The organism is Paraferrimonas sedimenticola (genome assembly GCF_002282855.1).
GTDB classification, from domain to species: Bacteria; Pseudomonadota; Gammaproteobacteria; order Enterobacterales; family Shewanellaceae; genus Paraferrimonas; species Paraferrimonas sedimenticola.
This window is the reverse complement of sequence record NZ_NRIR01000003.1, coordinates 1-23437: the sequence shown is the minus strand read 5'-3', so window position 1 is coordinate 23437 and position 23437 is coordinate 1. Positions and strand designations below refer to the sequence as shown.

The following is a 23437-nucleotide window of genomic DNA, read 5'->3' as shown; positions in this document are numbered from 1 at the left end:
AGCTTGTATACACAAGCGCTGAGTGCTGTCGCATTTTTCTGAAGCTTTTTAAATTGTTGCGATTAGGGCTTGCAAGCAGGCGTTTAGCCAATTAGGGTTAATATAAATCGACTCATTAGGAACCATCGCATGTTCGTCACCAACGCGCACCATCATCATCTAGGTACTCGTTAGCCTTCGACGCTCAGCGATCGAAAGGCAGTATCCTTTCGATGGTTCAACTAAAAAACCCTTGGAAGGAACTCCAAGGGTTTTTTTGTATTTGAATCAGGAAGTAAAACAACATGGCAAACCAACAAAGACTTAGAGTCGCCATTCAGAAATCCGGCCGTTTAAGCCGCGAATCGCAAACCTTGCTCAAGCGCTGTGGGCTTAAATTCAATCTCAACGAGCGCCGTTTAATTACCCACGTAGAAAACCTACCTGTCGATTTACTGCAAGTGCGTGATGATGACATTCCAGGCTTGGTGATGGATCAGGTCGTCGACCTAGGTATCGTAGGTGAGAACGTATTGGAAGAAGTCGAGCTTGAGCGCCAAGCCGCCGATAAAGCCAGCGGATACCAAAAGCTCAAGCAGCTGGATTTTGGTAAGTGCAAGCTGTCGATTGCCGTGCCTGAAGAGATGGAGTTTCAAAATCTGGACTCACTACAAGGCAAGCGCATCGCCACCACCTACCCCTACCTGCTCAAGCGTTACATGGCCAATCAAGGCGTCAGCTACGACGAGTGTTTGCTTAAAGGCTCGGTAGAAGTCGCCCCGCGCGCAGGTCTTGCCGACGCCATTTGTGATTTGGTATCCACCGGCGCCACCCTTGAAGCGAATGGCTTATACGAGACTCAAGTGATCTTCACAAGCCAAGCCGCCCTTTTGCAAAGCCCGGGCGAGCAAGCAGATGAAAAACAAGCCCTTATCGACAAGCTGATGTCGCGAATTAACGGTGTAATTAAAGCCCGCGAAAGTAAGTACATCATGCTACACGCCCCTAAAGATCAACTCGACGCCATCATTGAGCTGTTACCTGGTGCCGAAAACCCAACCTTGTTGCCATTAGCCGAAGACCCGACCAAAGTGGCTATCCACGCTGTAAGTTCAGAGGACTTGTTCTGGGACACCATGGAAGAGTTGCGCGCCTTGGGTGCCAGCTCGGTATTGGTGATGCCAATCGAGAAGATGCTGGGTTAGGAGGCGTTATGCAGCAGGTCAATTGGGCAAAGCTCAGCCCAGCTGAGCAACAACAAGCGCTAGCCCGTAACCCTATGGTTAGCGCCGAAGGCTTGGCGGATGTGGTAGCAGGAATTATCGCCAAGGTTCGCGAACAAGGCGATGCGGCTTTACTAGAACTTGGGCGTCAGTTTGACAGTGCTGAATTGTCGGCGCTAACCCCAAGTGAAGACGACTGGGCAGCGGCCGAGCAAATTCCTTCAGCGCTTAAAGCCGCTATCGAGCAAGCCATTGCCAACATTCGCAGCTTTCACGCGGCCCAGCGCCTCTCGCCGATGGCGCTAGAAACCCAACCGGGTGTTCGTTGCGAACTGCGCGTTGAAGCCATTGATAAAGTGGGCTTGTACGTGCCAGGTGGCAGCGCACCACTGATTAGCACTGTGTTGATGCTGGCGGTACCAGCCCAGATTGCCCAGTGTCGCCAAGTGGTGTTGACCACCCCTGCCCCAATTGACCCAGCGATTTTATACGCGGCTAAAGCCTGTGGTGTCACTCAAGTAATTGCCGCCGGCGGTGCTCAGGCGGTGGCAGCCCTGGCCTACGGTACCGAATCTGTGGCCAAAGTGGATAAGATCTTTGGACCCGGCAATCGCTTTGTGACTGAGGCTAAGCGTCAAGTGAGCCAAGATGCGGCAGGGGCTGCGATTGATATGCCTGCAGGCCCTTCTGAAGTGCTAGTGATTGCAGATGCCAGTGCTAATCCTGCGTTTGTCGCCTCTGACCTGCTCTCGCAAGCCGAACACGGTGAAGACTCGCAAGTGATTTTGGTCAGCGATAGTCAAACACTTATAGACTCAGCACAAGTCGAGATTGCCAGTCAGTTGTCACAACTGCCGCGCAAGGCCATTGCCGAGCAGGCTCTGGCTCAAAGCCGCTCTATTTTGGTTGATGATTTAGCCCAAGCGGTGCAAGTATCCAATGCCTACGCGCCCGAGCACTTAATCATTCAAACTCAGTTAGACCAAAGCGTATTAGCGCAAGTTCGCGCGGCCGGCTCTGTGTTTGTCGGGCCATACACCCCAGAGTCGGTGGGCGATTACGCCAGTGGCACCAACCACGTTTTACCGACCTATGGCTTTAGTAAAACCGTTTCCAGTTTGAGCCTGGCAGACTTTCAGCGTCGTTTCACCGTACAAAGCTTAAGTGCCCAAGGGCTGCAGAATCTTGGCGAGTGTGTCATGACCTTGGCCGATGCCGAAGGGCTTGATGCGCACAAGAACGCGGTGGCCATTCGCTTGGCCAGTCTTCAGCAAACGGTGGAGAGCCAGTTATGAGCCAAACAGCTTCAAGTGATAACTGGGCATTAGCCTTAGCTCGTCCTGAGTTGAGCGAATTAGTGCCGTACCAGTCAGCGCGTCGCATCGGTGGCAGTGGTGAGATTTGGCTTAACGCCAACGAATCCCCGTACGCCAACTACAAAACCGAAGAGAATCGCTACCCAGAAGCACAGCCGCCAAAAGTGATTCGCCGCTACGCTCGCTATGCAGGTGTTCGCCAAGATCAATGCTTGGTCACTCGTGGCGCTGATGAGGGTATTGAGCTGTTAATTCGCGCCTTTTGTGTGCCTGGCAAAGATAGCATCGCCTTTGCTGGGCCCACTTATGGCATGTACGCCATCAGCGCTGAGACCTGTGGCGTGGCATCGCAAGTATTAGAACTCAACGACGATTACTCCTTGCCGCAAGATTTGGCTGAGCAGGTCAAACAGCCAAAACTGGTGTTCGTGTGCAACCCCAACAACCCAACCGGAAATCTGGTCCCCAAAGCGCAATTACTCGCGCTGGCCAAAGCGCTACCCAATAGTTTGTTAGTGGTGGATGAGGCCTACATTGAGTTTTGCCCGCAAGCCAGCGTGGCCGATGAAATTAGCGATAACAGCAACTTGGTGGTACTGCGCACGCTCAGCAAAGCCTTTGCGCTGGCCGGTGCCCGTATTGGTTTCACCCTAGCCTGTGCCCAAGTAATTGATGTGCTTAATCGCGTAATCGCGCCATACCCAATTCCAACTCCGTGTAGCAACCTGGCCGAGCAGGCCTTGTCTACCGACGGTATTGCGCAAATGCAGGCGCAAGTCGGACAGCTCAACGCGCTTAGAACCAAACTCATTAATGGGCTAAAAGGCTGTGGTGCTGTGCCCTACTCGGCCGCGGGTAATTTTGTTCTGGCAGAGTTTACTAATGCCCCTGCAGTACAAGCGGCCTTAGCCGAGCGTGGCATAGTCATTCGCGCCTATTCGCACCCCAGATTATCCAGCTGCCTGCGCTTTAGCATAGGTGACGCTCAACAAACCCAACAGCTACTAGAAGCCTTACAAGAAGTAGGACAGCAAGCATGAAACAAAAGCTACTCTTTATCGACCGCGACGGCACCCTTATCGAAGAGCCAGCCATCGACAAACAAGTCGACCGTTTGGACAAGTTGGTGTTCGAGCCGCAGGTGATCCCTGTACTACTCAAGTTCATCGAGCAAGGCTATCAATTAGTGCTAGTGTCCAACCAAGACGGCCTAGGCACTCAGTCCTACCCACAAGTGGACTTTGATATTCCACATCAGGCCATGCGTCAGCTGTTTGCCAGCCAAGGGGTGCACTTTATCGAAGAGCTGATTTGCCCTCACTTCGACGAGGACAACTGCAGCTGTCGCAAACCAAAACTGGGCTTGGTTCAACACTGGCTGCAAAGCGGCAAAATCGACTTTGAACAGTCTGCTTTCATTGGCGATCGCGAAACCGATATGCAAATGGCGCAGGCCATGGGAATTGTCGGGCTTAAGTATCAACGCGAAGCCGATGAGCAAAGCTATGACTGGAACGGTATCGCTCGCCGCCTACTCGACAAGCCACGCCAAGCCAAAGTACAACGAGATACCCGTGAAACCCAAATCAGCGTTGAAATCGATTTAGATGCGCCAGCTCAGTGCCGCGCTAATACTGGCATCGGCTTTTTTGACCACATGCTCGAGCAAATTGCCACCCACGGTAATCTGTCGCTAAGCCTAAGCATGACCGGCGACTTGCACGTGGACGATCACCACAGTGTGGAAGATGCCGCACTAGCGATAGGCGATGCCATTCGCCAAGCTTTGGGTGAAAAGCGCGGTATTCAGCGCTTTGGCTTTAGCCTACCTATGGACGAAGCCCGCGGTGAATGTTTGCTGGATCTATCTGGCCGACCTTATTTGAAATTTAACTGTGAGTTTGAGCGCGAAATGGTTGGCGGCATGGCCACCGAAATGGTGCCTCACTTTTTCCGCTCGCTCTCCGATGGGCTTCGCGCCACCCTGCACTTAAGCAGCGATGGCGATAACGAACACCACAAGGTGGAAAGCCTGTTTAAAGTCTTTGGTCGCGCTCTGCGTCAGGCCAAAACCCGCGAAGGCAACCAGTTGCCATCGAGCAAGGGAGTGTTATGAGCATTTTGATTGTCGATACCGGCTGCGCCAATTTGGCCTCGGTTCGCTACGCCTTTGAGCGACTCGACCAGCAGGTAGTGCTGAGTCGAGATCCTGAGGTCATCAACCGGGCCAAGCGCGTTGTTCTCCCCGGCGTTGGTTCGGCCAAGGCGGCCATGAGCCAAATCCAAGCACGCGAGCTTGAAGAATGCCTGCAAAACCTAACACAGCCTACGCTGGGCATTTGTCTAGGCATGCAGCTAATGTCGGATTACAGCGAAGAGAGCAATGTGGATTGCTTAGGAGTGATTCCAACTCGCATCGAGCCATTTGCGCCTAGCGGGCTGCCCCTCCCTCACATGGGATGGAACCGCCTGAGTGAAATGCAGCACCCGATTTTTACCGATGTAGCCGATGGCGCCTACGTGTACTTTGTCCACGGCTTTATCGCTCCAGTAGGCGAGAACACAGTGGCTCAAAGCGATTACGGCCTGAACTTTAGCGCCGCAATTGCCAAAGACAACTACATTGGTCTGCAATTCCACCCAGAGCGCAGCGCTGAGGTGGGCGCGCAAATGCTTAAGAATTTTATTCGAATCGATGAGCTAGGAGAGCTGTCATGATCATCGCCGCATTAGATTTAATCGATGGCAACGTGGTGCGTTTGTACCAGGGCGACTATCAGCAAAAAACCGAATTTAGCTCAGATCCTGTGGCCCGCTTAGCCGACTACGATAAAGCCGGTGCCGCCTGGTTGCACATCGTCGATTTGGACGGTGCCAAAGATCCTAAGCGTCGCCAAAACGCGCTGATTGCCAAGATGCTCGAAGCGGTTGATGCCAAGGTCCAAGTGGGCGGCGGTATTCGCAGCGAACAAGACTTACAACAGCTGTTCGATATAGGCGTGTCTCGCGCCGTGGTGGGCTCGCTGGCCGTGCGTCAACCTGAGGTCGTGCAAGACTGGTTTAAGCACTACGGGCCTGAGAAAATCTGCTTGGCACTGGATGTAAACATCGACGAGCAAGGCAATCGCGAAGTGGCGGTATCTGGCTGGCAACAAGGCTCAGGCAAAACTCTAGAATCGGTAATGGATGACTATCTGCCACTAGGCCTTAAGCACGTTCTAGTCACCGACATCAGCCGCGACGGCACGCTGAAAGGCGCCAACACCGAGCTGTATCAATCGCTTGCGCAACAGTATCCGCAAATCGATTGGCAAGCTTCAGGCGGTATCGCCGAGCTCGATGACATCAAAGCGGTTAAGGACTCAGGTGCATCGTCAATTATCGTTGGCAAAGCGCTGCTGATTAACCAATTTAGCTTAGCGGAGGCAATCGAATGCTGGCCAAACGCATAGTCCCCTGCCTCGATGTACGCGATGGCCAAGTGGTCAAAGGCGTGCGTTTTCGCAACCACGAAATCATTGGCGATATCGTCCCACTGGCCGCCCGTTATGCGGAGATTGGCGCTGATGAGTTGGTGTTTTACGACATTACCGCCTCAAGCGACGGTCGTATTGTCGACAAGTCCTGGGTGGCCCGCGTGGCTGAGAAGATTAACATTCCATTTAGCGTGGCTGGCGGAATTAACTCGCTAGACAGCGCCCGCCAAATTCTGGCCTATGGCGCTGATAAAATCTCGGTGAACTCCCCTGCTCTGGCGGATCCTAGTTTGATTGAACGCCTACACGACGAATTTGGTCGCCAGTGTGTGGTGGTCGGCATCGACAGCTACCAAGGCGAAGACGGCGAATATCGCGTCAAGCAATACACTGGCGATGAATCCAAAACCCAAGATACTCAATGGCGTACATTGGATTGGGTTGAGAAAGTTCAGCAATTGGGCGCCGGCGAGATAGTGCTTAACACCATGAACCAAGATGGCGTACGCCAAGGCTACGACTTAGCGCAGCTCTCCAAAGTACGCCAAGTGTGCGATGTGCCTCTGATAGCCTCTGGTGGTGCGGGTACGATTGAACACTTCGTTGAAGTATTTCAGCAGGCCAAAGTCGACGCCGCATTGGCCGCATCCGTATTCCACAAGGGCATCATCGATATGTCCGAGTTAAAACAAACATTGGCCGACAATGGCATAGGAGTTCGCCCAGTATGAGCAAGGACTGGCAGCAAGACATTAATTGGAAAAAAGTCGACGGTATGATTCCGGTGATCGTTCAACATTACCTTACTGGCCGTGTGCTGATGCTGGGTTACATGAATGACGAAGCACTGACTAAAACCCTGGATACCAGCAAGGTCACCTTTTTCAGTCGTACCAAGCAGCGCTTGTGGACCAAAGGCGAAAGCTCGGGCCACTTTCTCAACCTAGACCACATAGTACTGGATTGCGATCAAGACACCCTGCTGATTCAAGCAAGACCACAAGGGCCTACTTGTCACTTAGGCGCTGAGTCTTGCTTTGACGCCAACAAGGCGCAGGGCTTTTTAGGTCAGCTCGAAGGGGTGATCACTCAACGCCAAAGCGATGCGCCAGAGTCTAGCTACACCGCATCACTTTTTGCCAAGGGCGATCGCCGCATCGCACAAAAAGTCGGTGAAGAAGGTGTGGAAGTCGCCCTTGCCGCTGCTACGGGCGATAAGCAAAACCTGATCGATGAGAGTGCGGATCTTCTGTATCACTTGTTGGTGTGTTTGCGCTCCCAGGATGTCAGCTTGGAAACTGTGTTAGAGAATTTGCACCAGCGCCACCAGCCGAAAGACTGATTTCGCTTTCAATTGCGCACTTAGTTGAGAGGGAATTGGCGCTAGTCAGTTCCCTCTTCCTTTATTAGGGAGCAAACTACGGCTATACGCTAAACCCCATGCTCGTCATTCTCGCAAAAGCGGGAATCTAGCTAACCGCAAGTAGCGCCAAACTGCCAACACCACGCTCGTCATTGCCGCGGAAGCGGTAATCTAGCCAAATGCGAATTGCAGCAAACGGCCAACACCCGCGCCCGTCATTGCCGCGAAGGCGGTAATCTAGCCAGCGGCGAACAGCGCCAAACGGCCAGAAGCGGACATTCAGGCTACCAGAAATCCCACAGATTTCTAACGACCGCCTCTCAATTGAAAAGCACTTAAACTTGATGCACTTCAACAGTAATATGAGCTAATTGACAAACATCGTTAAGCAACGCTTTGTAGTATTCAGGCTGCTTTGGTTGCTGTGTTACCACACTGATAATTGCCGCACTATGATGCCCTGAAAGCTTCCAAATATGCAGATCCACAACTTGGTTGTCGCTATCTTGCTCTATTAGTGATTTCACTTCTGAAGAAAGTTCGCTACTCGGACATCTATCAAGCAAGGTTGGATATGTGTCTTTGATCAGTCCCCATCCCCATCGAGTAATGATAATAGCGCCCACGACTCCCATAATCGGATCTAACCCTGGCATGTCGAAGTAACGGGCGGCTAACAAAGCGAGAATAGCGGTTAGAGAAGTCAATGCATCCGCGATAACGTGCAAATAAGCCGCATATAAATTGTGGTCATGGTGGTGTTCGTCACTACTATGACCATGATGGTGATGACCGTGGTGATGGTCATCGTCCTGATGAAGCAAGTAAGCGCACACCAAGTTGACGATTAAACCTATGACAGCTACGAACAGGGCGTTCTGATAATCAATAGCTACCGGTTCAATCAAGCGCCAAACAGATTCTATGGCCATCATCAGTGCGACTAATATCAAAGCCACCGCACTTGTGAAGCCCGCGAGTATATTGACTTTACCCGAGCCAAAACTATAGAGCGGATTTTTAGCCGCTCTTCTTGCATACCTGTATGCAAATAGGGTTAGGCCAAATGCAGCTACGTGTGTGGCCATATGCCATCCGTCTGCTAGTAGAGCCATAGAGCCGGTAACATACCCAGCGACAATTTCGACGAACATCATTGCGGCTGTAATAATTACAGCATACAAAGTACGACGTTCATTTTTCTTTTGAGCCAATCCAAATTGATGGGAGTGTTGCCAGTTTTCTAGGGAGCGTTCTTGCATGGGATTGATAATGAGTGTGATTAATGTTTTAGCGATTGTATCGCTACAGAAACTCAAGAACATTGAGTGAAGTCACATCTCGTGGCGGCTAAAACTAAAACCTAGCTACTCCTGCTGCGGCTGTATGACTGGATATGCCTTAAATATTGTATCTAAAGCTAATAAGGCGGCGATCGGTAGATTCCGCCTAGACTTGAAGTTGGGAGCGATTTGGCACCGTAACGTTGTCCTTTACCACTGAACAACTCTTTTGCTGTTACCTGCTAGACACAATTCCAGAGTGAATAGGTATAAACTGGCTTCCAAAAGAGAAGAGGCAAGCTAAAGCCTGCCCCAATGCAAGGTTATTTACCCCCCATGTCCCCCATGGCCACCGCCTCGGTGTCCATTGCCACAGGTCATTACATTTTGATGGCCGCCGTTTTCGCCGGTATTAACCACCACCGAGCCAGCATCTTGCTCCATCTCAAATCGACCGGTTGCAATATCATCGACACTGGCGTCGTCTAAGTGGGCTAAGCAAGTGTAACCAACTCGGTACTCGCCTTTGGGCAAGAATCCCATGTGGAAGTGCCAGTCGTCATTGTGGTCTTGAAACAAAGGTGCGGTGGCAATCGGTGCAATGCGGCCATCATCTCGCTTGCCACTGATGTCTGCCATGGCTTCAATGGTGTTCACTTCTGCCGGATAGAGGTAGGCCATGTGGCCGAAGTTGCCATCGACAGCCCCATTAGCCGCATTCTTGGTTTCGCAATCTTCAACCCACTGAGGGTCAACTTCGCCGATCAGGTGGCCCATGTGATTATCGGCAACGCTGTAGGAGGCGTCTTGATGGAAATGATAGCCCTGGTGATGTTGATCGCTACCGTGCAGTCCACGGTATAAATCCATTTCGATGGTCATGCGCTGATGGCCGCCGGCTTTCACTTCGAAATCGCCAAGGTGTATACGGCCATTTTCTAGGTGTAGTCCGTGCCGACCCGTGCCATTGTCCACATAGCAGCCTTGGTTGCCATCGCCTTCTACCATTTCAAAATAGCCGTTGTGGTATTGACCTGCAGGTAAATTCAGCTGGTCAATCACCATGTGCCGATCCATACCGCGATAATCCATCAAGTTCATCTGCACGTCGGACATTTGGTGTTGGTGTTCAATGCCGTTAGCATCCGTATAATGGAATCGATAAAACTCCAACTGAACTTTTTGCATTGAGTGCATTGGGCTATCTGAGATGCCTATGGACAGAGTGCCCTTTGATATCTCGGGTAATTCATTGTTGGAGCTCTCTGAGCCACAACCTTGTAGCAGGCTAAGAACTGCCACACTTACCAATAACTTCTTCACGATAATTCTCCTAAGAACCCCATCGAGAGGGGTTATTTTACGCCTTTAGCTGACGCTAATATTGCGCTAGATCAGTTTGTTTACAGTTTGTAAGCTCGGCGTAGCAAAAGTTGCGTTATGCAACGCCAAGGGCTAGCGAGCCTAGTGGTGGCCTTTATGACCCGAGTGCTTTGAAGTCTTGGAGTGACCGGTTTTCATGGATTTGAGTTGCATCGTAGTGATGCAAGTTCGAGCGTCGCCAAAGGTAGACAGTACCTCTTTAGCCTCTCGATAAACGCCGTTGGCGTCTCCGTGGTGGAAGGTGAATTCAAGGCGGCGATTGCGTGGCACCCAAAAATCAATGAATCCATCGTGTTGGGTGGTAATCATTTGGTTCAGTATTTCTTCGCCGCTTTCCATATCAACTGCGCTCATGTGCATCTTTTGCTGAATCAGCTCGCCGGTACAACCTGTGGGTACGTGATAGGTGCAAGGGTGGGTGTAGTTGATCCATGGGGCGATGGACAGATAGAACTGGTCCTTGGGGATCGCCACAGAGGCGCTTTGCTTGCTGCTAGTTTGGGTTGCAACCACTTCGTTGGGCATGACTTTTACCACGATCCCTTGATCGTTTTTATACCATTGGTGCGCTTGCTTAACCGCTGCCTGATGATCAAGCTCAGCAAAACTCTTAAGCTCGCTCTGGCTAGCGGCGACATTTGAGGCAGGTAAAACCAATAACAAAGAGGTTAGAACGGATTTAATTAAAGACTTGCGAAACATAATAAACTTCCTCTGCTGAACCATTGTCAGCATTCAACAATAAAACTTTCTATAAAAAGAGATACTTAAGTGCATCAGTGCGAGTGTCTGGCTCGGCTTAAATTGGATTATTGAAAGTGAATTGGAGGAGGAATTAGTGGCGCCCATAACAAAGAGCTACAGCGCTGGTTACCGCTACACGTAAAATTGTTTTTGTAGTTGGACGCTGGCGTGATGTCGGCGCGAACAATGACCGCTGAATTAAAGTGAAAATCGCAGTGTTCACAGTTGTCGCATGAATCACAACAGGGTCTGTGGGTCTCTGCCGCGTGGGTTGTTGAATCGGAGTGGTGAGAGCAGCAATGGTCATCCTGCTCGTTGATATGTTCGTTTTCCGAAGAGGCGTGATGTTTGCAACCAGCCGCATCATCCATCGTATGAATGCCGCTGGTAGCATCTTTCGGACTGGAATGAACTTGCATACCTAGGCTATCCGAGCTCGGCAACAACAAAATAAGCATCATTGATATTGCAAGGAATAAGCGCATGGCGATATGGATATTTTTTTAGTGCTTGCAACCTATCAGCAAACTCAAGCAAATAGCTACCTAGTTAAGGATTTTCAGGCTCAAAATTAGAACAACATCTAACTTGTCTAATTGGCTTGCGCTACGTCACATGGTTGTGTGCAATTGAGTTTGTTTATGACTCCTAGCTGAGGATTGGTTAGCAACAATACAGCGCTCGTTTCTTTGACGAGTACGAATACGGTTGAGTCAACCTAAGGCCTATTGAACGCGTAGCGCTGTTAGATCACGAATAACATAAGGCAAAGTTGATTTAATATTTGTCTTTGGTATATTTTCGATTCTTCTCAGATAGCCCAACGGATTGTCGTTTGTTGTTTCGTAAGTATTTTGTAACGATATTAGCATTACTGGTTGTTCTACAGTCAGGCTTTGCTGTTGCACTTTCTTACGAGCCTCATCAGTCAGATACTGAGCACTATCTATCAAGCCATAGCCATGTAGAAGGCGCCGAGTCTGCTGGTTCCACGAGGAATACAGAGTCAGGTATCAAGGATACAAACCTTGAGCATCCGGCGGATGATTGTCATGAGTGTGGGCATTGTCATGGCCATACCTCTGCCGCTATCGTCGCTACTCTAACACCTTCAAATTTGTCGACATCAGAAACACCGACAGGCTTTTCATCTAGCCACATTAATTACCAACCTATTTCGTTATTTCGCCCTCCAATAGCGTAGCAAGCCTCTTCATTTTTATTTAAGCCCGCAGTGCTGAATAGCCGCTGCGAGTCAATGATTTTCAATGCTTGGTCAAAACAATGACGAACATAAATTTTAAATGCCTGCCCAAAGCAGTGCGATTTTTTTCACTTGGCTTTCTCTGCTCTTTCGCGCTCAGCCCACAGGTGCTAGCTGATGATTGGAGCGACTGGCTAGCCATCCAAATTAATCAACATCCAGACGTGCTGGCTGCGAAAGAGCGTTGGCACGGTTCTAATGCTAATGCGGAAGCTATTAGTCAACCTATCTACAACCCAGAACTATCTCTTGAAGCCGATCGAAAAGGTGATGAAAACAACTATGCGGTTGGGGTAGAGCAAACCATCGATCTGTGGAACCGGAGAGCTGTTAACGCCAATCAAGCTGCTCACCTAAAAACTGCAGCCATGAACATGTTTAAGCAGGAAGTGCTTAATAAGAGCGAGGAAGTCCTTACAGCTTTGATAGAATGGCAAACCGCCGACCAGGCAGCCAGCATCGCCCAATCTCAGCGGCAGCAACTTAACTCCATGCTGGATTTGGTTGACGCAAGGCAAAAGTCCGGTGATCTCAGCGCTGTAGATGCTGAACTAACCTTTTTGTCGCTATCACAGCAAATCGCCCAAGTCGCTGAAATCGAATCCAGTCTTATGCGAGCCGAGACTCGCCTTCTAGAGTTGCTTCCCCACTGGACACGCTCGAAAGGCGGCTTGCCCGAGACATTTTGGCCCTCCGCGATTCCAGCGGCTAGCGATGAAAAACTAAGGCAACATCCCTTGGTAGCTAGCTCAGAAGCTATCTGGCATTCAATGAAAGAAAATACCGAATCAGCCCGTAGAGCGTCAAAGCCAGATCCAACGATTGGGATTAATGCAGGTCGAGATGGAGGAGCAAATCTAGTCGGTCTGTCGGTTTCCGTTCCTCTTCACGTCAGAAATAACTTCAGTGCGGAAAATCGAGCAGCGAAGAGTATGGAGCTCGAAGCAGAGGCTAACTGGATAGCGACTTTTCGAAAGCAGCGGGTTGATTGGCAGGTTGCACGAGGGACTTGGCAACGTTATCAGCACCACCTTAACTCGTGGAAAGCACTGTCAGCAGATAGAGCCGAAAATAGCGAACAGTTATTGAAACGCCAGTGGCAAAGTGGAGACATCTCTACTTCTGATTATTTATTGGCGCTGAATCAACGCACTGAGAGTCTCCTAGCGGGTATAGAGCTAGAGAAACAGGCACAGCTTGCGCTAACACAAGCACTTTATCAATCAGGTTTGCTGAGCACCATCATTCAGCCCAAAAACTAAGCCTAGGACCAAATCAATGAACAAGAAATTTATCGCCTTTTTGATTGCTGGACTGCTGAACTCGCCGGCTGGAATAGCATCGGAAAGACTACACAGTCACACGTCTCCTAAAGCCAGCAATCACGAACATCACAGCGAGGCTCACGAGCATCATAGTGAGACTCACGAACAAAACAATGAAGGAGAAAAGGAACATGCCCATAGCGGGCATAAGCACGACACTCCGACTACTAGCGGCGAAGTGGAGCCCCATATTGAACGCGATGAGCATGGGCACGATGGCGCTGTAACCCTGGCGCCAAACCAAATGACGCAGGCTGACATTGTTGTCGAAACTCTTTCACTTCAAGAAATCGATTATCAGCTTTATGCCCCTGGGGAAATTCTTACAAACGGATATGCAAGCTATAGAGTATCTCCCAGAGTTCCCTCTGTTGTGCTAAAACGCCACATCGGCCTAGGAGAGCACGTCAAAAAAGGCCAAGCCCTTGTGACGCTTTTCAGTGAGAGCGTTGCAAATGCCCAAGCCGAATTCCGAAAGTTATGGCCTGATTGGAAACGGGTTAAATCGTTGGGGCAAAAAACTGTCGGCGCTCAGCGATATGTTGAGGCAAAATCGAATCTAGAGGCAATTGAAGCAACATTGTTGGCAATTGGGCTAACGGAAGATGACTTCGAGAATCTTAAATCTCAGAGCACAGCGTCCTTAGGAGAGTATACTCTTCGCGCTGAAATCGATGGCTCCGTGCTTGCAGATGAATTCGAGCAAGGTCAACGCATTGAAGCTGGCGATTCCTTGATTCTCATTGCCGACGAAAAGAAACTTTGGGTAGAAGCTCATTTACCGCCAAACCTACGCCTGTCTTTAAAAGCTGGCGAAAAAGCGGAAGTCCGAAGTGCTGACATTCGGTTAGATGCTGTAATTTCTCAAGAAGCTCACACCATCGACCCCGTCACGCGAACCCGTCTTGTACGGCTGCTAGTCGATAACGTTTCACATCAACTTCATCCTGGGCAATTTGCTGAAGTGTTTTTCAATGTTAAGTCAGAACATTCGGTAATTGCTGTACCAGAATCGGCATTGATCCGTGATGAGCATGGCGACTGGACCGTATTTGTCGAAGACCATCCGGGAGAGTTCAACCCAATAGAGGTCGAATTGGGACAATCCTACGGCGATGTGCGTGAGATTATTGGAATTGAGCCGGGTACAAGAGTCGTCACAGAAGGTGCATTTTTCGTTGCTTCACAAATCGCCAAAGGCGGTTTTGACCCTCACAACCACTAAGCGATCGGAGTTCCAATGTTTAATCGAATTGTTGATTGGGCGGTGGCCAACAGGTTGCTGGTCATAATCGCTCTGGCTGTGCTTGTCGTTAGCTCGGCCTTTTTAATCCCTAAGCTGAATTTAGACGCTTTCCCAGACGTCACCAACGTCCAAGTGTCTATTAATACCGAAGCTCCAGGCCTAGCCGCTGAAGAAGTCGAGCAGCTCATTACTTACCCTATTGAAGCGGTGATGTATGCGCTACCCGATGTTAAAGAGGTACGATCCATCTCAAAAACTGGGTTGTCGGGGATTACCGTCGTATTTGAAGAGGGCACCGATATTTACTTTGCTCGCCAGCTCGTGTTTGAAAGGCTGCAAGCTGCGAAAGAATTGATTCCTGAAGGGGTAGGAACTCCTGAAATGGGACCAAATACTTCAGGTTTAGGGCAGGTTTATCAGTATCTATTGGTAGCCGATGCTGATTCAGGCTTTGATGCAATGGCGTTACGAAGCCTAAATGACTGGGTTGTGAAACTGCTACTCGTCCCAGCGGAAGGTGTTACAGAAATCCTATCATTCGGCGGAGAAGTCAAGCAGTACCAAGTCAACCTTAACCCTGCCTTACTCCTCGCCTACGAGCTTTCGCAAAATGACATTATCTCTGCGCTCCAACGCAACAACAGCAATGTTGGTGGCTGGTACATGAACCGCGGGCAAGAACAGCTTGTTATCAGAGGGACAGGCTGGGTCGCCGCTGGAGAATTGGGGCTTGAGCAACTTAGGCAAGTGCCGGTTAAAACCATCGAAGGTGTGACCGTTACCGTCGGCGATATTGCCAAAGTATCCTTGGGAGGGGAAATCCGGCAAGGTGCCGTAACTATGAGTCGTAGAACCGACGAAGGTAATGTGGAACACCTTGGAGAGGTTGTATCAGGGATCGTTCTAAAGCGCATGGGGGCTAACACCAAAGCAACAATTGATGGAATCAACAACCGAGTTGAACGAATCAACCAAGCGTTGCCAGAGGGTGTCCATTTTGAAGCGTTTTATGATCAAGCAGACCTGATATCACAAGCCGTGCAGACTGTGGTCAATGCTCTGCTACTAGCCTTCGGTCTCATCGTGGTGATATTGGCGCTGTTTCTGATGAATTTGCGAGCAACGTTGCTGGTTCTTATTTCCATCCCTATTTCCATAGGCATAGCATTGATGATAATGGCTTGGTTTGGAATCTCAGCCAACCTGATGTCCCTGGGAGGGCTCGCCGTTGCTATCGGCATGCTGGTTGATGGTTCAGTCGTCATGGTGGAAAACATGTTCAAGCATTTGAGCAAAAAGGAAGCCGAGACATCGGGTGGTTTACCAAGCAATCTCAGCCCCAGCGAAGCGAAAAAAGCTGGCATTGCTCAAAAGCTTAAGACAGCGGGTCGGGAGGTCGCTCGGCCAATATTCTTTGCTACCGCCATTATTTTAGTGGTGTTCATGCCATTATTTAGCTTTGAGGGTGTAGAAGCCAAGCTGTTTCAACCCATGGCTGTGAGTATCATGCTAGCAATGTTGGCAGCGTTAGCAGTTGCATTAGTGATTGTGCCAGCGCTCGCGACATACATGTTCAAATTTGGCGTCAAAGAGCGTCAAAGTATTGTGCTTCGACCGCTTGAGCAAGTGTATCGAGTGGTTCTTGCTTGGGCCTTGAGCCATCGACGAGCTGTAGTTGGCTCTGTGCTGTTACTGATTGTCTCAGCGTTGGCCGTTATTCCAAGGTTGGGTACTGAATTTGTGCCACAACTAGAAGAAGGCACCATCAACCTAAGGGTAACATTAGCTCCATCTTCAAGCCTGGATACTGCTCTAGAGGTCGCCCCGAAACTTGAAGCCATGCTAATGGAGTTTCCAGAAGTGACTTACGCTATGTCTCGCATTGGTCGAGCTGAAATAGGCGGCGATCCCGAGCCCGTTAACAACATAGAAATTTATATTGGCCTCAAGCCTATTAACGAATGGACAAGTGCAAACAACCGCTTTGCGTTGCAAGAGCTCATGGAGCACAAGTTAGAGCAACACCCAGGACTACTATTCAATTTCTCACAGCCAATCGCCACTCGAGTCGATGAGTTACTCTCTGGGGTGAAAGCACAACTCGCGATCAAGCTTTTTGGTCCGGATTTGGGTGTATTAGCCCAAAAAGGGCAAGAAATAGAAGCTGCCGTTAAGGAAATAGCTGGAACACGCGATGTTGCCATGGAGCAAATTGCTGGCGAATCACAATTAGTTGTAAAACCTAATCGCAGAGCTCTATCAAGATACGGCTTAGATGTTGAAGACGTAATGTCGTTAGTCCGCGATGGCTTAGGTGGGGCAAGTGCTGGGCAAATTATCAATGGTAACGAGAGATATGATATATACGTTCGATTAGCAAAGCCTTTCCGCCAAGACCGAGAGAAAATCGCCGAACTTCGTATACTCTCACCCTCTGGTGCATGGGTGCGTCTTGGGGATGTGGCTGACGTAACAGTAGAATCTGGGCCACCACAAGTTCGCCGAGATGATGTTCAGCGTAGAGTGGTCATCCAAGCTAACGTGTATGGCAGAGACATGGGCAGCGTGGTGGAAGATATCCAGGAGGTTATCGCAACACAGGTTGATTTACCCACTGGATATTCTATTGACATCGGTGGGCAATACGAGAACCAGAAACGTGCGCAGCAGCGATTGTCACTCGTGGTGCCGTTATCTCTTGGTTTGATAACACTGCTGTTGTACTTTACCTTCTCATCGGCCGGGCAAGCTATGTTGATTCTTGTGAACGTGCCACTAGCCGTCGTTGGCGGCGTTTTCTCTCTTTGGCTAACTGACCAATACTTATCTGTGCCGAGTTCCGTTGGGTTTATTACCTTGTTCGGGGTAGCAGTATTAAACGGTGTTGTAATGGTTGAAAGTATCAATCAACGACTAAAAGACGGGTTTTCGCTTGAAAATGCAGTTTTTGATGGCGCTTTGTCTCGACTTCGCCCAGTCTTAATGACCGCCATAACCTCCGCTTTGGGGCTCATTCCAATGCTGCTTTCTAGTGGGGCTGGAGCGGAGATCCAAAAGCCTTTGGCTACGGTCATTGTTGGTGGGCTGATAACCGCTACGTTGCTCACACTCTTTGTGCTGCCAGTTCTGTTTTCATGGTTCTCAAAAGGCAAACTACAAGAGGTTTCGTAAGTTAGAGGCCTGCCGTGCCAATCTCGATACGGCAGGCCGCTTTTCACGCTAGGCGCAGTGTTCGCCTTCACACTGCGAGTGGTCGGCAAGCGCTTTGATAACGGAACATCGTTTATTCTCTGCGCTTTCTGTCAGCGACACCATTCGTTCGAGTTCATGCTTAAGTCGTTCTAGTTGAGCTAAACGAACACAAACGGATTGCAGATGACGAGCGGCAATTAAATGCGCACTCTCACACGAACCACTAGGTTGTTGTTCAAGTAAAATAAGTTCTCGCACATCATTTAGCGAAAATCCTAAGTCCCTTGCATGTTTTATGAATCTGAGGCGTTGAAGCTCTTTTTCAGAGTATAAGCGTTGGTTACCTTCAGAACGACACGTCGCAATAATTAGCTCTTGCTGTTCATAGTAGCGAATCGTTGGTATTTTCACGCTTGCTGCTTTAGACAGACTTCCAATCGACATCAGGTTGGTTGTTTTTCGTTCCATTATATTTTAATAAAATGCACTTGAACCTCTAGTTACTAGAGGTATTAGTATAAGCCAACCGAAGATAGAAGATTAGGGAATTGCTTAACTATGTCGTATACATTGAATCTGGAACTCAAAGTTCCGCCAATTATCGTGATGTTTTTGAGCGCAATTCTCATGTACCTGGCATCAATAGCGACAAATCAAGTGTCGTTTGATGTACCTGTTTTGCATGTGACGAGTTGGGCTTTTGGCTTAGTCGGTTTGGCTGTTATCTTTCGTGGGCTACAAGTTTTTAAACGTAACCAAACCACGGTTGACCCTCGTGTGCCAAACGCGTCGAGCCGCTTAGTTACAACAGACATATATGGATTAACACGTAATCCGATGTATCTAGGTATGGCCCTATGCCTACTCGGTTGGGGACTCTATCTAGGCAGCATAATTTCTTTAGCACTTGTGTTTGCTTTTGTTGCCTACATTGCTAGATTTCAAATTCGCGCAGAAGAACGGCTACTTAAAGGAAAGTTTGGAAAGACTTACTTAGAATACGCCAAAAATGTAAGGAGATGGATTTGAGTTAGTAAGCCTCATCTTAAGTTCGTTGACACACAAATCTTAGCTATGAACAAATTTGAAATCTTATCTACTTGCATATCTGTCTCGACAGAAGTTTCGAGTAAAGAACTGCAAAGCTAGCGCCTATTGGGCAAACAAACAACTCAGTCAGCTCACGTCATAAGCGGCGGACTACGGGGCATTTCGCTCTTCATTGTTGACCCACAATGCATTAACTAATGCATCACTTTTACTGTTATGTAAATGTGCAAAATACAATCAAGCAGTTGACATTGAGCGTGTTTTTTTAAACATCTGCTCCTGGTAATTAGACTTGCCGCTCAACTTTGATCGCACTCGCAAATTACTGATAAAGATATTGCTTAAGCGCAATATTTCAACCTCTTTTGCCTGCCTATAATCCGACCAGGTCAAATTGAATTGACCCGAATAAAAACAACGACAAACTCATATGCAGGAGCAGTAGATGTCCTTAAAAAGAAAAACAGTCCTCGCTACTATGTTAAGCGCAGTATTCGCGCTTGGCGCATGTAGTGATGGTAAAGATGGCGCCCAAGGTCCACAAGGCCCGCAAGGTCCTGAAGCACCAAAACCTCCTCTTGTCATTTCCTCAGCTCAAGCTCAAGTACTCGAGTGGTCCTATGGCGACGGCACTGTTAACGTTACGTTCGCGCTTCAAAACCAAGATGGCGAAAACATTGAAACTTTAGATCGCGTCCAATTGATGTCTACGGTCACCGATGAAAACGGCATGTTGGCCAATACTATCGACGTGACCTACCAAGTCGGTTCAGATACCTCTGTGGGCACCTTAGAGCACACCGGCGACGGCGTGTACAGTCTAGTTATGCCGCAGGAAGGCGTTAGTGCTGATTCAACAGGTATTGGCTACGTCCGCCCTGGTTGGAAGAGCGCGAATGATGGTATTCCGCGCACCAAGCGTATTATGTTCAACGAGTCTGACAACCTAGCCAAAGTTCAAACCACAGATGATGCTAAATGCGTCGCCTGTCACGGTGAGTTTGATGCGGCCTCTGGCAACTCGACGTGGGGCTGGCATCAACATCACCACGGTTTAGATAATGACCAAAACGTGGTTGTTGTAGAAGCCTGTTCGGTATGTCACACCGATGTCCAAAAAGAGAATGGCGGCTGGGCTAACAATACCTTGGCTATGTTTGGTCACGGTAAGAAGTTCGATGCTGACAATGGCATGGCATATTCAGGCCATTCGGCCCTATGGAGCAACTACTCCATGGACATGAAACGCTGCTCGACCTGTCACATGGACGATGTGGTCTTTACCGCTACCATTAACGGTTGTGCGACCTGCCACACCAGTCTACAAGACCCAGATAACGGTCTTGCGGTTGACCACAGTGGCTTTACGGATGCGAACTGTACTGCGTGTCACAACGCTGATGGCGGATTCTACTATGACCACAGCAATAGCAGCTCCTAGGCTTCCTAGACCGCTTAAACTCACTATTGGGTTTTTCATTGTAGACCTTTATCTGCTCATATTGAGTATCGTTGGAGTGGGCAATATTGATACATCCTGTTCTGCAAAACAACATGGCTATTGTCTTAACCTTATCGCGCTCTCATTTATCTTCACTAAACGGCAGCTAAGGGCCAAGCTAAGCCTCATCATGCCATCTTAAGCTAGTGTATGCTATGAACGAGCGGAAGCGGTCCTTAAAGCCTTACTAATTGGTGTAAACTTCTTGGCTGAAATTAGCGACTAAGGAGCACAAGCCAAGCGTTTAAAGTCCTTTTAAGTAACTAGTTATATGCACGTTACCTCTTCCAATAAATCTGTATCAATACGCAATTTTTCGTTGGTTTTCTCTTGTTTCCATGGATATTTGGGCCTTACCCAATTGTCTACGGAATGATCTACCCAACAAGCGGGGATTCTAAACTCTATTTCAGAACTAGATTTCAGCGTGGCAAATACTTCCCAACAACTCCCCGCAGTACCATAGGATTGATCGTAAACCTTGGTAATTCTAATTACATCGCCTTTAGCAATCGTGGATTTAACTTTCCATGGAGCTAAAGAAGTTCGCCACGGTAATTTATTTAACTTAGGAGATATCAGCTCATACGTAGGGTTTGGGAACGTATCTGCAGAGTAAATAATCATTTCCTTCGTGGCGGAGTAACACTTTTCACTAATCTCAGATGACAGATTTTGCTGGCTGATATCAACTCTGCCAACACAACCAGCTATAAGAAAGAGTGAAATTGTGAGGATGAATCGCATAGCTTCCTTTGCCAAATAACGGCGGCTTTGTGCAGAACTCTAGATAATAATCTTTGAACGACGGGCGAAACAAGACTTGTACAAACCGACACGTGAATGGCAGCCAAGGGCCAATTCAAACCTCAGGTGACGAGACTAGAACAAGCATAGGCAGCCCAGTAGAGAGGCAGAACAATTAAGCAGCCGATTAGGTAAACGCCAAATAGGTGCCCCTTGTTAGGAATCTTTCCTTCCAAAACCTCAAGTTTTGGCGATTTCAAAACCAGTGGGCTGCATGTCCATACAATGCCTATAGATAACCAAACGGTCCATACTAAAGGCTCGAAGACGGTAACCTCAAATGCAAGAGAAAACAGTGCCAGACAACCAAAGACGTGGAACGAAATACTTGCAGCTTCTTCTAGCTTGATCCTGCCGGTTGCGTGGACTTTTCCGCTTTCGTAGGTCTTAATTTTCCAAGGGATAGCTAGTAGGTAAAACAAAGTGTAAACGACGAAAAACAATTTCCATATCATTGTTAGAGTTCCTTCTCTTCAAGCCTCGTTATTCTGCTTGAATCAGCCCAGACAGAGAATCATTTATCGATACCTGTGAATAATCTTCAACACAAAACGAACGGCAGCTAAGGGCCACCTTAGGCCTCGTTCTGTCATCTGTTTGCCAACAATAGGCGCTGATACTAGGGTAGAACATCCACTTAGAAGATATAAACTAGATACAAGGTACAGAACAACAAATACTCACTATACAGAACTCTAGAGCACCACTTTGGCAAACCCTTCTGTAGTTGCTTCAGCACTATGAAGCCGGAAACTAACACTAAAACCATTAGTAAAAAGAGTGTGATTCCCGCAGGCCCAATAGGGTTCCCACGCCCCGGTATGCCGACTAAATCGAATATCGTTTCAATGACGCCCAACCAATATCCGTCGAACGCATAGATAATAATGGGTACTGCATGGCTAAGCAGATAAAACCCCATGAGGACTGTTAGTTTGTTCAAACTTATCAACCTAGTATGTCCCTTCCTTACACACACCGCAGGAGAGCCCCGTTAGTCACTGAAGGCCACTTAGGGCCAGGCGATGCCTCACCATGCCATCCCAAGCTATGACATACGATCATCGGCATTAGTTGCCGTTCACAGTAAGCCAAACAGGAGGCGGCCTAACCTCTACTTTTAACTTCGGTTAAAAATGGAAGGATTACCAATCTCCTAAAAGCTTGTTACGAGCGAATTTCCACACGCCATGGAGGATTGAGGCGGTTTTCACCAGCCCAATATAATTTAATTTTATTCCCAGACGGGTCCTCTATGATAGCTTCACGCCACAAGTACCTTTGATCTGTAGGCTCTTGAATAAATTGAATCCCTTTTTGTTTTAAATTACTTACCCATTCATCCAAGTTTTTACTTTCGAAGTAAATGACAGTGCCATTATTAAACTGCGTATTTTCGAGAGATAATGAGAAAGTCGATTCACCTTCAGGAGACTCAAATCTTGCGTAATGTTCAGTATCAACAATTTGAGTGAAGCCAAGTTTCAAATAAAACTCTGTAGCTTCTGGCATATTGTTTACTGGTAGTGTTACTTGATTGAGATTCATGCCACTCCATAGCACATAACAGCGAACTTAGACTGTTTTTTCGATAATACTCTGAATATCGCGGTATAAACAAGCCTCCAAGAACGCGAACTCTCAATAATGTTCGCACGCATACGAATGACAGCTTAGGGCCAAGCTATGCCTCGAATCCAAACCTAACTCCGCCCACTAAAGAGCGAAATCGCCTTTGGTTTTCACTATTTTTTTCAGGTTTTTTAGCTTCCGAGTAGATTCCGAAAACATAATCTCTGTTCCATGTTCTAGCTCTTCATAAATAGGCAGTATTTCAGTTACTCCTTCAAAGACCCATTGAACAGCAACTCCTTCAGCACCACCTTTGTATGGTTCTGTGTGCTCCGAAGCTATCTGCTCCAGTTTGTCATAAGCATCTTCTGGATCACTCGCCTGAACTAATACCGTATTTTCCCAGGATAAGAACTTGTTCTCGTCGTCATAATTGCCAGATTTATCTAGCTCGATGAACCTCAGCAAGTACGAACCAACATACCATCCAACAGGTGATAGATTGCCATCAGACACTGCACTTCTCCCAAGTCTGTAGAAACAAAAGTGAGCTGTGATTAAAACCAATTTAATCGATTGGGACCATATCAATCACCAAACCTATCAAGTCTACACTGAGAAATGACCGGCAGCTAAGGGCCAAGCTAAGCCTCATCATGCGATCTCAGGCTACGACATACAACCACCTGCCAAAAGCGGTCGTTTGGCAGAAT

General features: G+C 48.4%; 21 protein-coding genes. 13 read left to right on the top strand and 8 right to left on the bottom strand.

The features are described from left to right. The first annotated feature begins 284 nt into the window (after positions 1-284). The 8 genes from hisG to hisIE are packed head-to-tail and all read left to right on the top strand — an operon-like array spanning position 285 to position 7336. The gene (hisG, locus tag CLC93_RS05975; RefSeq protein WP_095505059.1) at positions 285-1184 is read left to right on the top strand and encodes an ATP phosphoribosyltransferase; all 900 of its coding nucleotides are present in this window, start codon (positions 285-287) and stop codon (positions 1182-1184) included. An 8-nt stretch (positions 1185-1192) separates the two neighbouring features. After that, complete coding sequence (gene hisD / locus CLC93_RS05970) at positions 1193-2497, top strand: histidinol dehydrogenase (RefSeq protein WP_095505058.1); 1305 nt, start codon at positions 1193-1195, stop codon at positions 2495-2497. Beyond that, positions 2494-3558: a histidinol-phosphate transaminase gene (gene hisC / locus CLC93_RS05965; RefSeq protein ID WP_095505057.1), complete on the top strand. Its 1065-nt coding sequence runs from the start codon at positions 2494-2496 to the stop codon at positions 3556-3558. Before hisD ends, hisC begins: the two co-directional genes overlap by 4 nt. Beyond that, positions 3555-4634, top strand: a complete 1080-nt coding sequence (hisB, locus tag CLC93_RS05960) for a bifunctional histidinol-phosphatase/imidazoleglycerol-phosphate dehydratase HisB (RefSeq protein WP_095505056.1) — start codon at positions 3555-3557, stop codon at positions 4632-4634. Before hisC ends, hisB begins: the two co-directional genes overlap by 4 nt. Further along, complete coding sequence (gene hisH, locus CLC93_RS05955) at positions 4631-5236, top strand: imidazole glycerol phosphate synthase subunit HisH (protein WP_095505055.1); 606 nt, start codon at positions 4631-4633, stop codon at positions 5234-5236. Before hisB ends, hisH begins: the two co-directional genes overlap by 4 nt. Next, on the top strand, positions 5233-5970 hold the full coding sequence (hisA, locus tag CLC93_RS05950; protein WP_095505054.1) for a 1-(5-phosphoribosyl)-5-[(5-phosphoribosylamino)methylideneamino]imidazole-4-carboxamide isomerase: 738 nt from the start codon (positions 5233-5235) through the stop codon (positions 5968-5970). Before hisH ends, hisA begins: the two co-directional genes overlap by 4 nt. Next, positions 5952-6725, top strand: a complete 774-nt coding sequence (gene hisF / locus CLC93_RS05945; protein ID WP_095505053.1) for an imidazole glycerol phosphate synthase subunit HisF — start codon at positions 5952-5954, stop codon at positions 6723-6725. The genes hisA and hisF overlap by 19 nt, the downstream gene beginning before the upstream one ends. Then, positions 6722-7336: a bifunctional phosphoribosyl-AMP cyclohydrolase/phosphoribosyl-ATP diphosphatase HisIE gene (gene hisIE, locus CLC93_RS05940; protein ID WP_095505052.1), complete on the top strand. Its 615-nt coding sequence runs from the start codon at positions 6722-6724 to the stop codon at positions 7334-7336. The genes hisF and hisIE overlap by 4 nt, the downstream gene beginning before the upstream one ends. A gap of 356 nt (positions 7337-7692) precedes the next feature. On the opposite strand, the gene dmeF is transcribed toward hisIE, so the two are convergent. The 3 genes from dmeF to CLC93_RS05925 all read right to left on the bottom strand — a co-directional run bounded on the left by dmeF (position 7693) and on the right by CLC93_RS05925 (position 10725). Next, positions 7693-8682 (bottom strand): CDF family Co(II)/Ni(II) efflux transporter DmeF, encoded by a 990-nt coding sequence (gene dmeF / locus CLC93_RS05935; RefSeq protein WP_095505051.1) that lies wholly within the window; start codon positions 8680-8682, stop codon positions 7693-7695. A 285-nt stretch (positions 8683-8967) separates the two neighbouring features. Further along, complete coding sequence (locus CLC93_RS05930; RefSeq protein ID WP_095505050.1) at positions 8968-9963, bottom strand: DUF4382 domain-containing protein; 996 nt, start codon at positions 9961-9963, stop codon at positions 8968-8970. Between the two features lie 141 nt (positions 9964-10104). Further along, complete coding sequence (locus CLC93_RS05925) at positions 10105-10725, bottom strand: CueP family metal-binding protein (RefSeq protein WP_141237350.1); 621 nt, start codon at positions 10723-10725, stop codon at positions 10105-10107. Positions 10726-12051: 1326 nt separating this feature from the next. Between CLC93_RS05925 and CLC93_RS05915 the strand changes: the two genes are divergently transcribed. From CLC93_RS05915 to CLC93_RS05905, 3 genes are read left to right on the top strand one after another with little or no spacing between them, the layout of a single operon-like run. Then, entirely contained in the window at positions 12052-13293 is a 1242-nt protein-coding gene (locus CLC93_RS05915; protein WP_095505047.1) for a TolC family protein, read from the top strand. Positions 13294-13309: 16 nt separating this feature from the next. Further along, positions 13310-14581, top strand: coding sequence for an efflux RND transporter periplasmic adaptor subunit (locus tag CLC93_RS05910; protein ID WP_095505046.1), 1272 nt, complete (start codon positions 13310-13312; stop codon positions 14579-14581). 15 nt (positions 14582-14596) lie between these two features. Beyond that, complete coding sequence (locus CLC93_RS05905; RefSeq protein WP_095505045.1) at positions 14597-17773, top strand: efflux RND transporter permease subunit; 3177 nt, start codon at positions 14597-14599, stop codon at positions 17771-17773. A gap of 48 nt (positions 17774-17821) precedes the next feature. On the opposite strand, the gene CLC93_RS05900 is transcribed toward CLC93_RS05905, so the two are convergent. After that, positions 17822-18262 (bottom strand): MerR family transcriptional regulator, encoded by a 441-nt coding sequence (locus tag CLC93_RS05900; protein WP_211286819.1) that lies wholly within the window; start codon positions 18260-18262, stop codon positions 17822-17824. A 90-nt stretch (positions 18263-18352) separates the two neighbouring features. On the opposite strand from CLC93_RS05900, the gene CLC93_RS05895 reads away from it, so the two are divergent. Together CLC93_RS05895 and CLC93_RS05890 are read left to right on the top strand one after the other, a co-directional pair. Then, positions 18353-18823 carry a methyltransferase family protein gene (locus CLC93_RS05895; protein ID WP_095505044.1) on the top strand — a complete coding sequence of 157 codons (471 nt, stop codon included), beginning with the start codon at positions 18353-18355 and terminating at the stop codon, positions 18821-18823. Positions 18824-19289: 466 nt separating this feature from the next. After that, positions 19290-20285, top strand: a complete 996-nt coding sequence (locus CLC93_RS05890) for a hypothetical protein (RefSeq protein WP_141237349.1) — start codon at positions 19290-19292, stop codon at positions 20283-20285. A gap of 327 nt (positions 20286-20612) precedes the next feature. Here the strand turns inward: CLC93_RS05890 and CLC93_RS05885 are convergent, their stop codons facing one another. The 4 genes from CLC93_RS05885 to CLC93_RS05865 all read right to left on the bottom strand — a co-directional run bounded on the left by CLC93_RS05885 (position 20613) and on the right by CLC93_RS05865 (position 23240). Continuing rightward, the gene (locus CLC93_RS05885) at positions 20613-21092 is read right to left on the bottom strand and encodes a hypothetical protein (protein WP_095505042.1); all 480 of its coding nucleotides are present in this window, start codon (positions 21090-21092) and stop codon (positions 20613-20615) included. Between the two features lie 122 nt (positions 21093-21214). Continuing rightward, positions 21215-21607, bottom strand: a complete 393-nt coding sequence (locus CLC93_RS05880) for a hypothetical protein (protein WP_095505041.1) — start codon at positions 21605-21607, stop codon at positions 21215-21217. A 712-nt stretch (positions 21608-22319) separates the two neighbouring features. Further along, positions 22320-22700 (bottom strand): VOC family protein, encoded by a 381-nt coding sequence (locus CLC93_RS05870; RefSeq protein ID WP_095505039.1) that lies wholly within the window; start codon positions 22698-22700, stop codon positions 22320-22322. 168 nt (positions 22701-22868) lie between these two features. Continuing rightward, complete coding sequence (locus tag CLC93_RS05865; RefSeq protein WP_095505038.1) at positions 22869-23240, bottom strand: DUF4288 domain-containing protein; 372 nt, start codon at positions 23238-23240, stop codon at positions 22869-22871. Between the last annotated feature and the right edge of the window lie 197 nt (positions 23241-23437).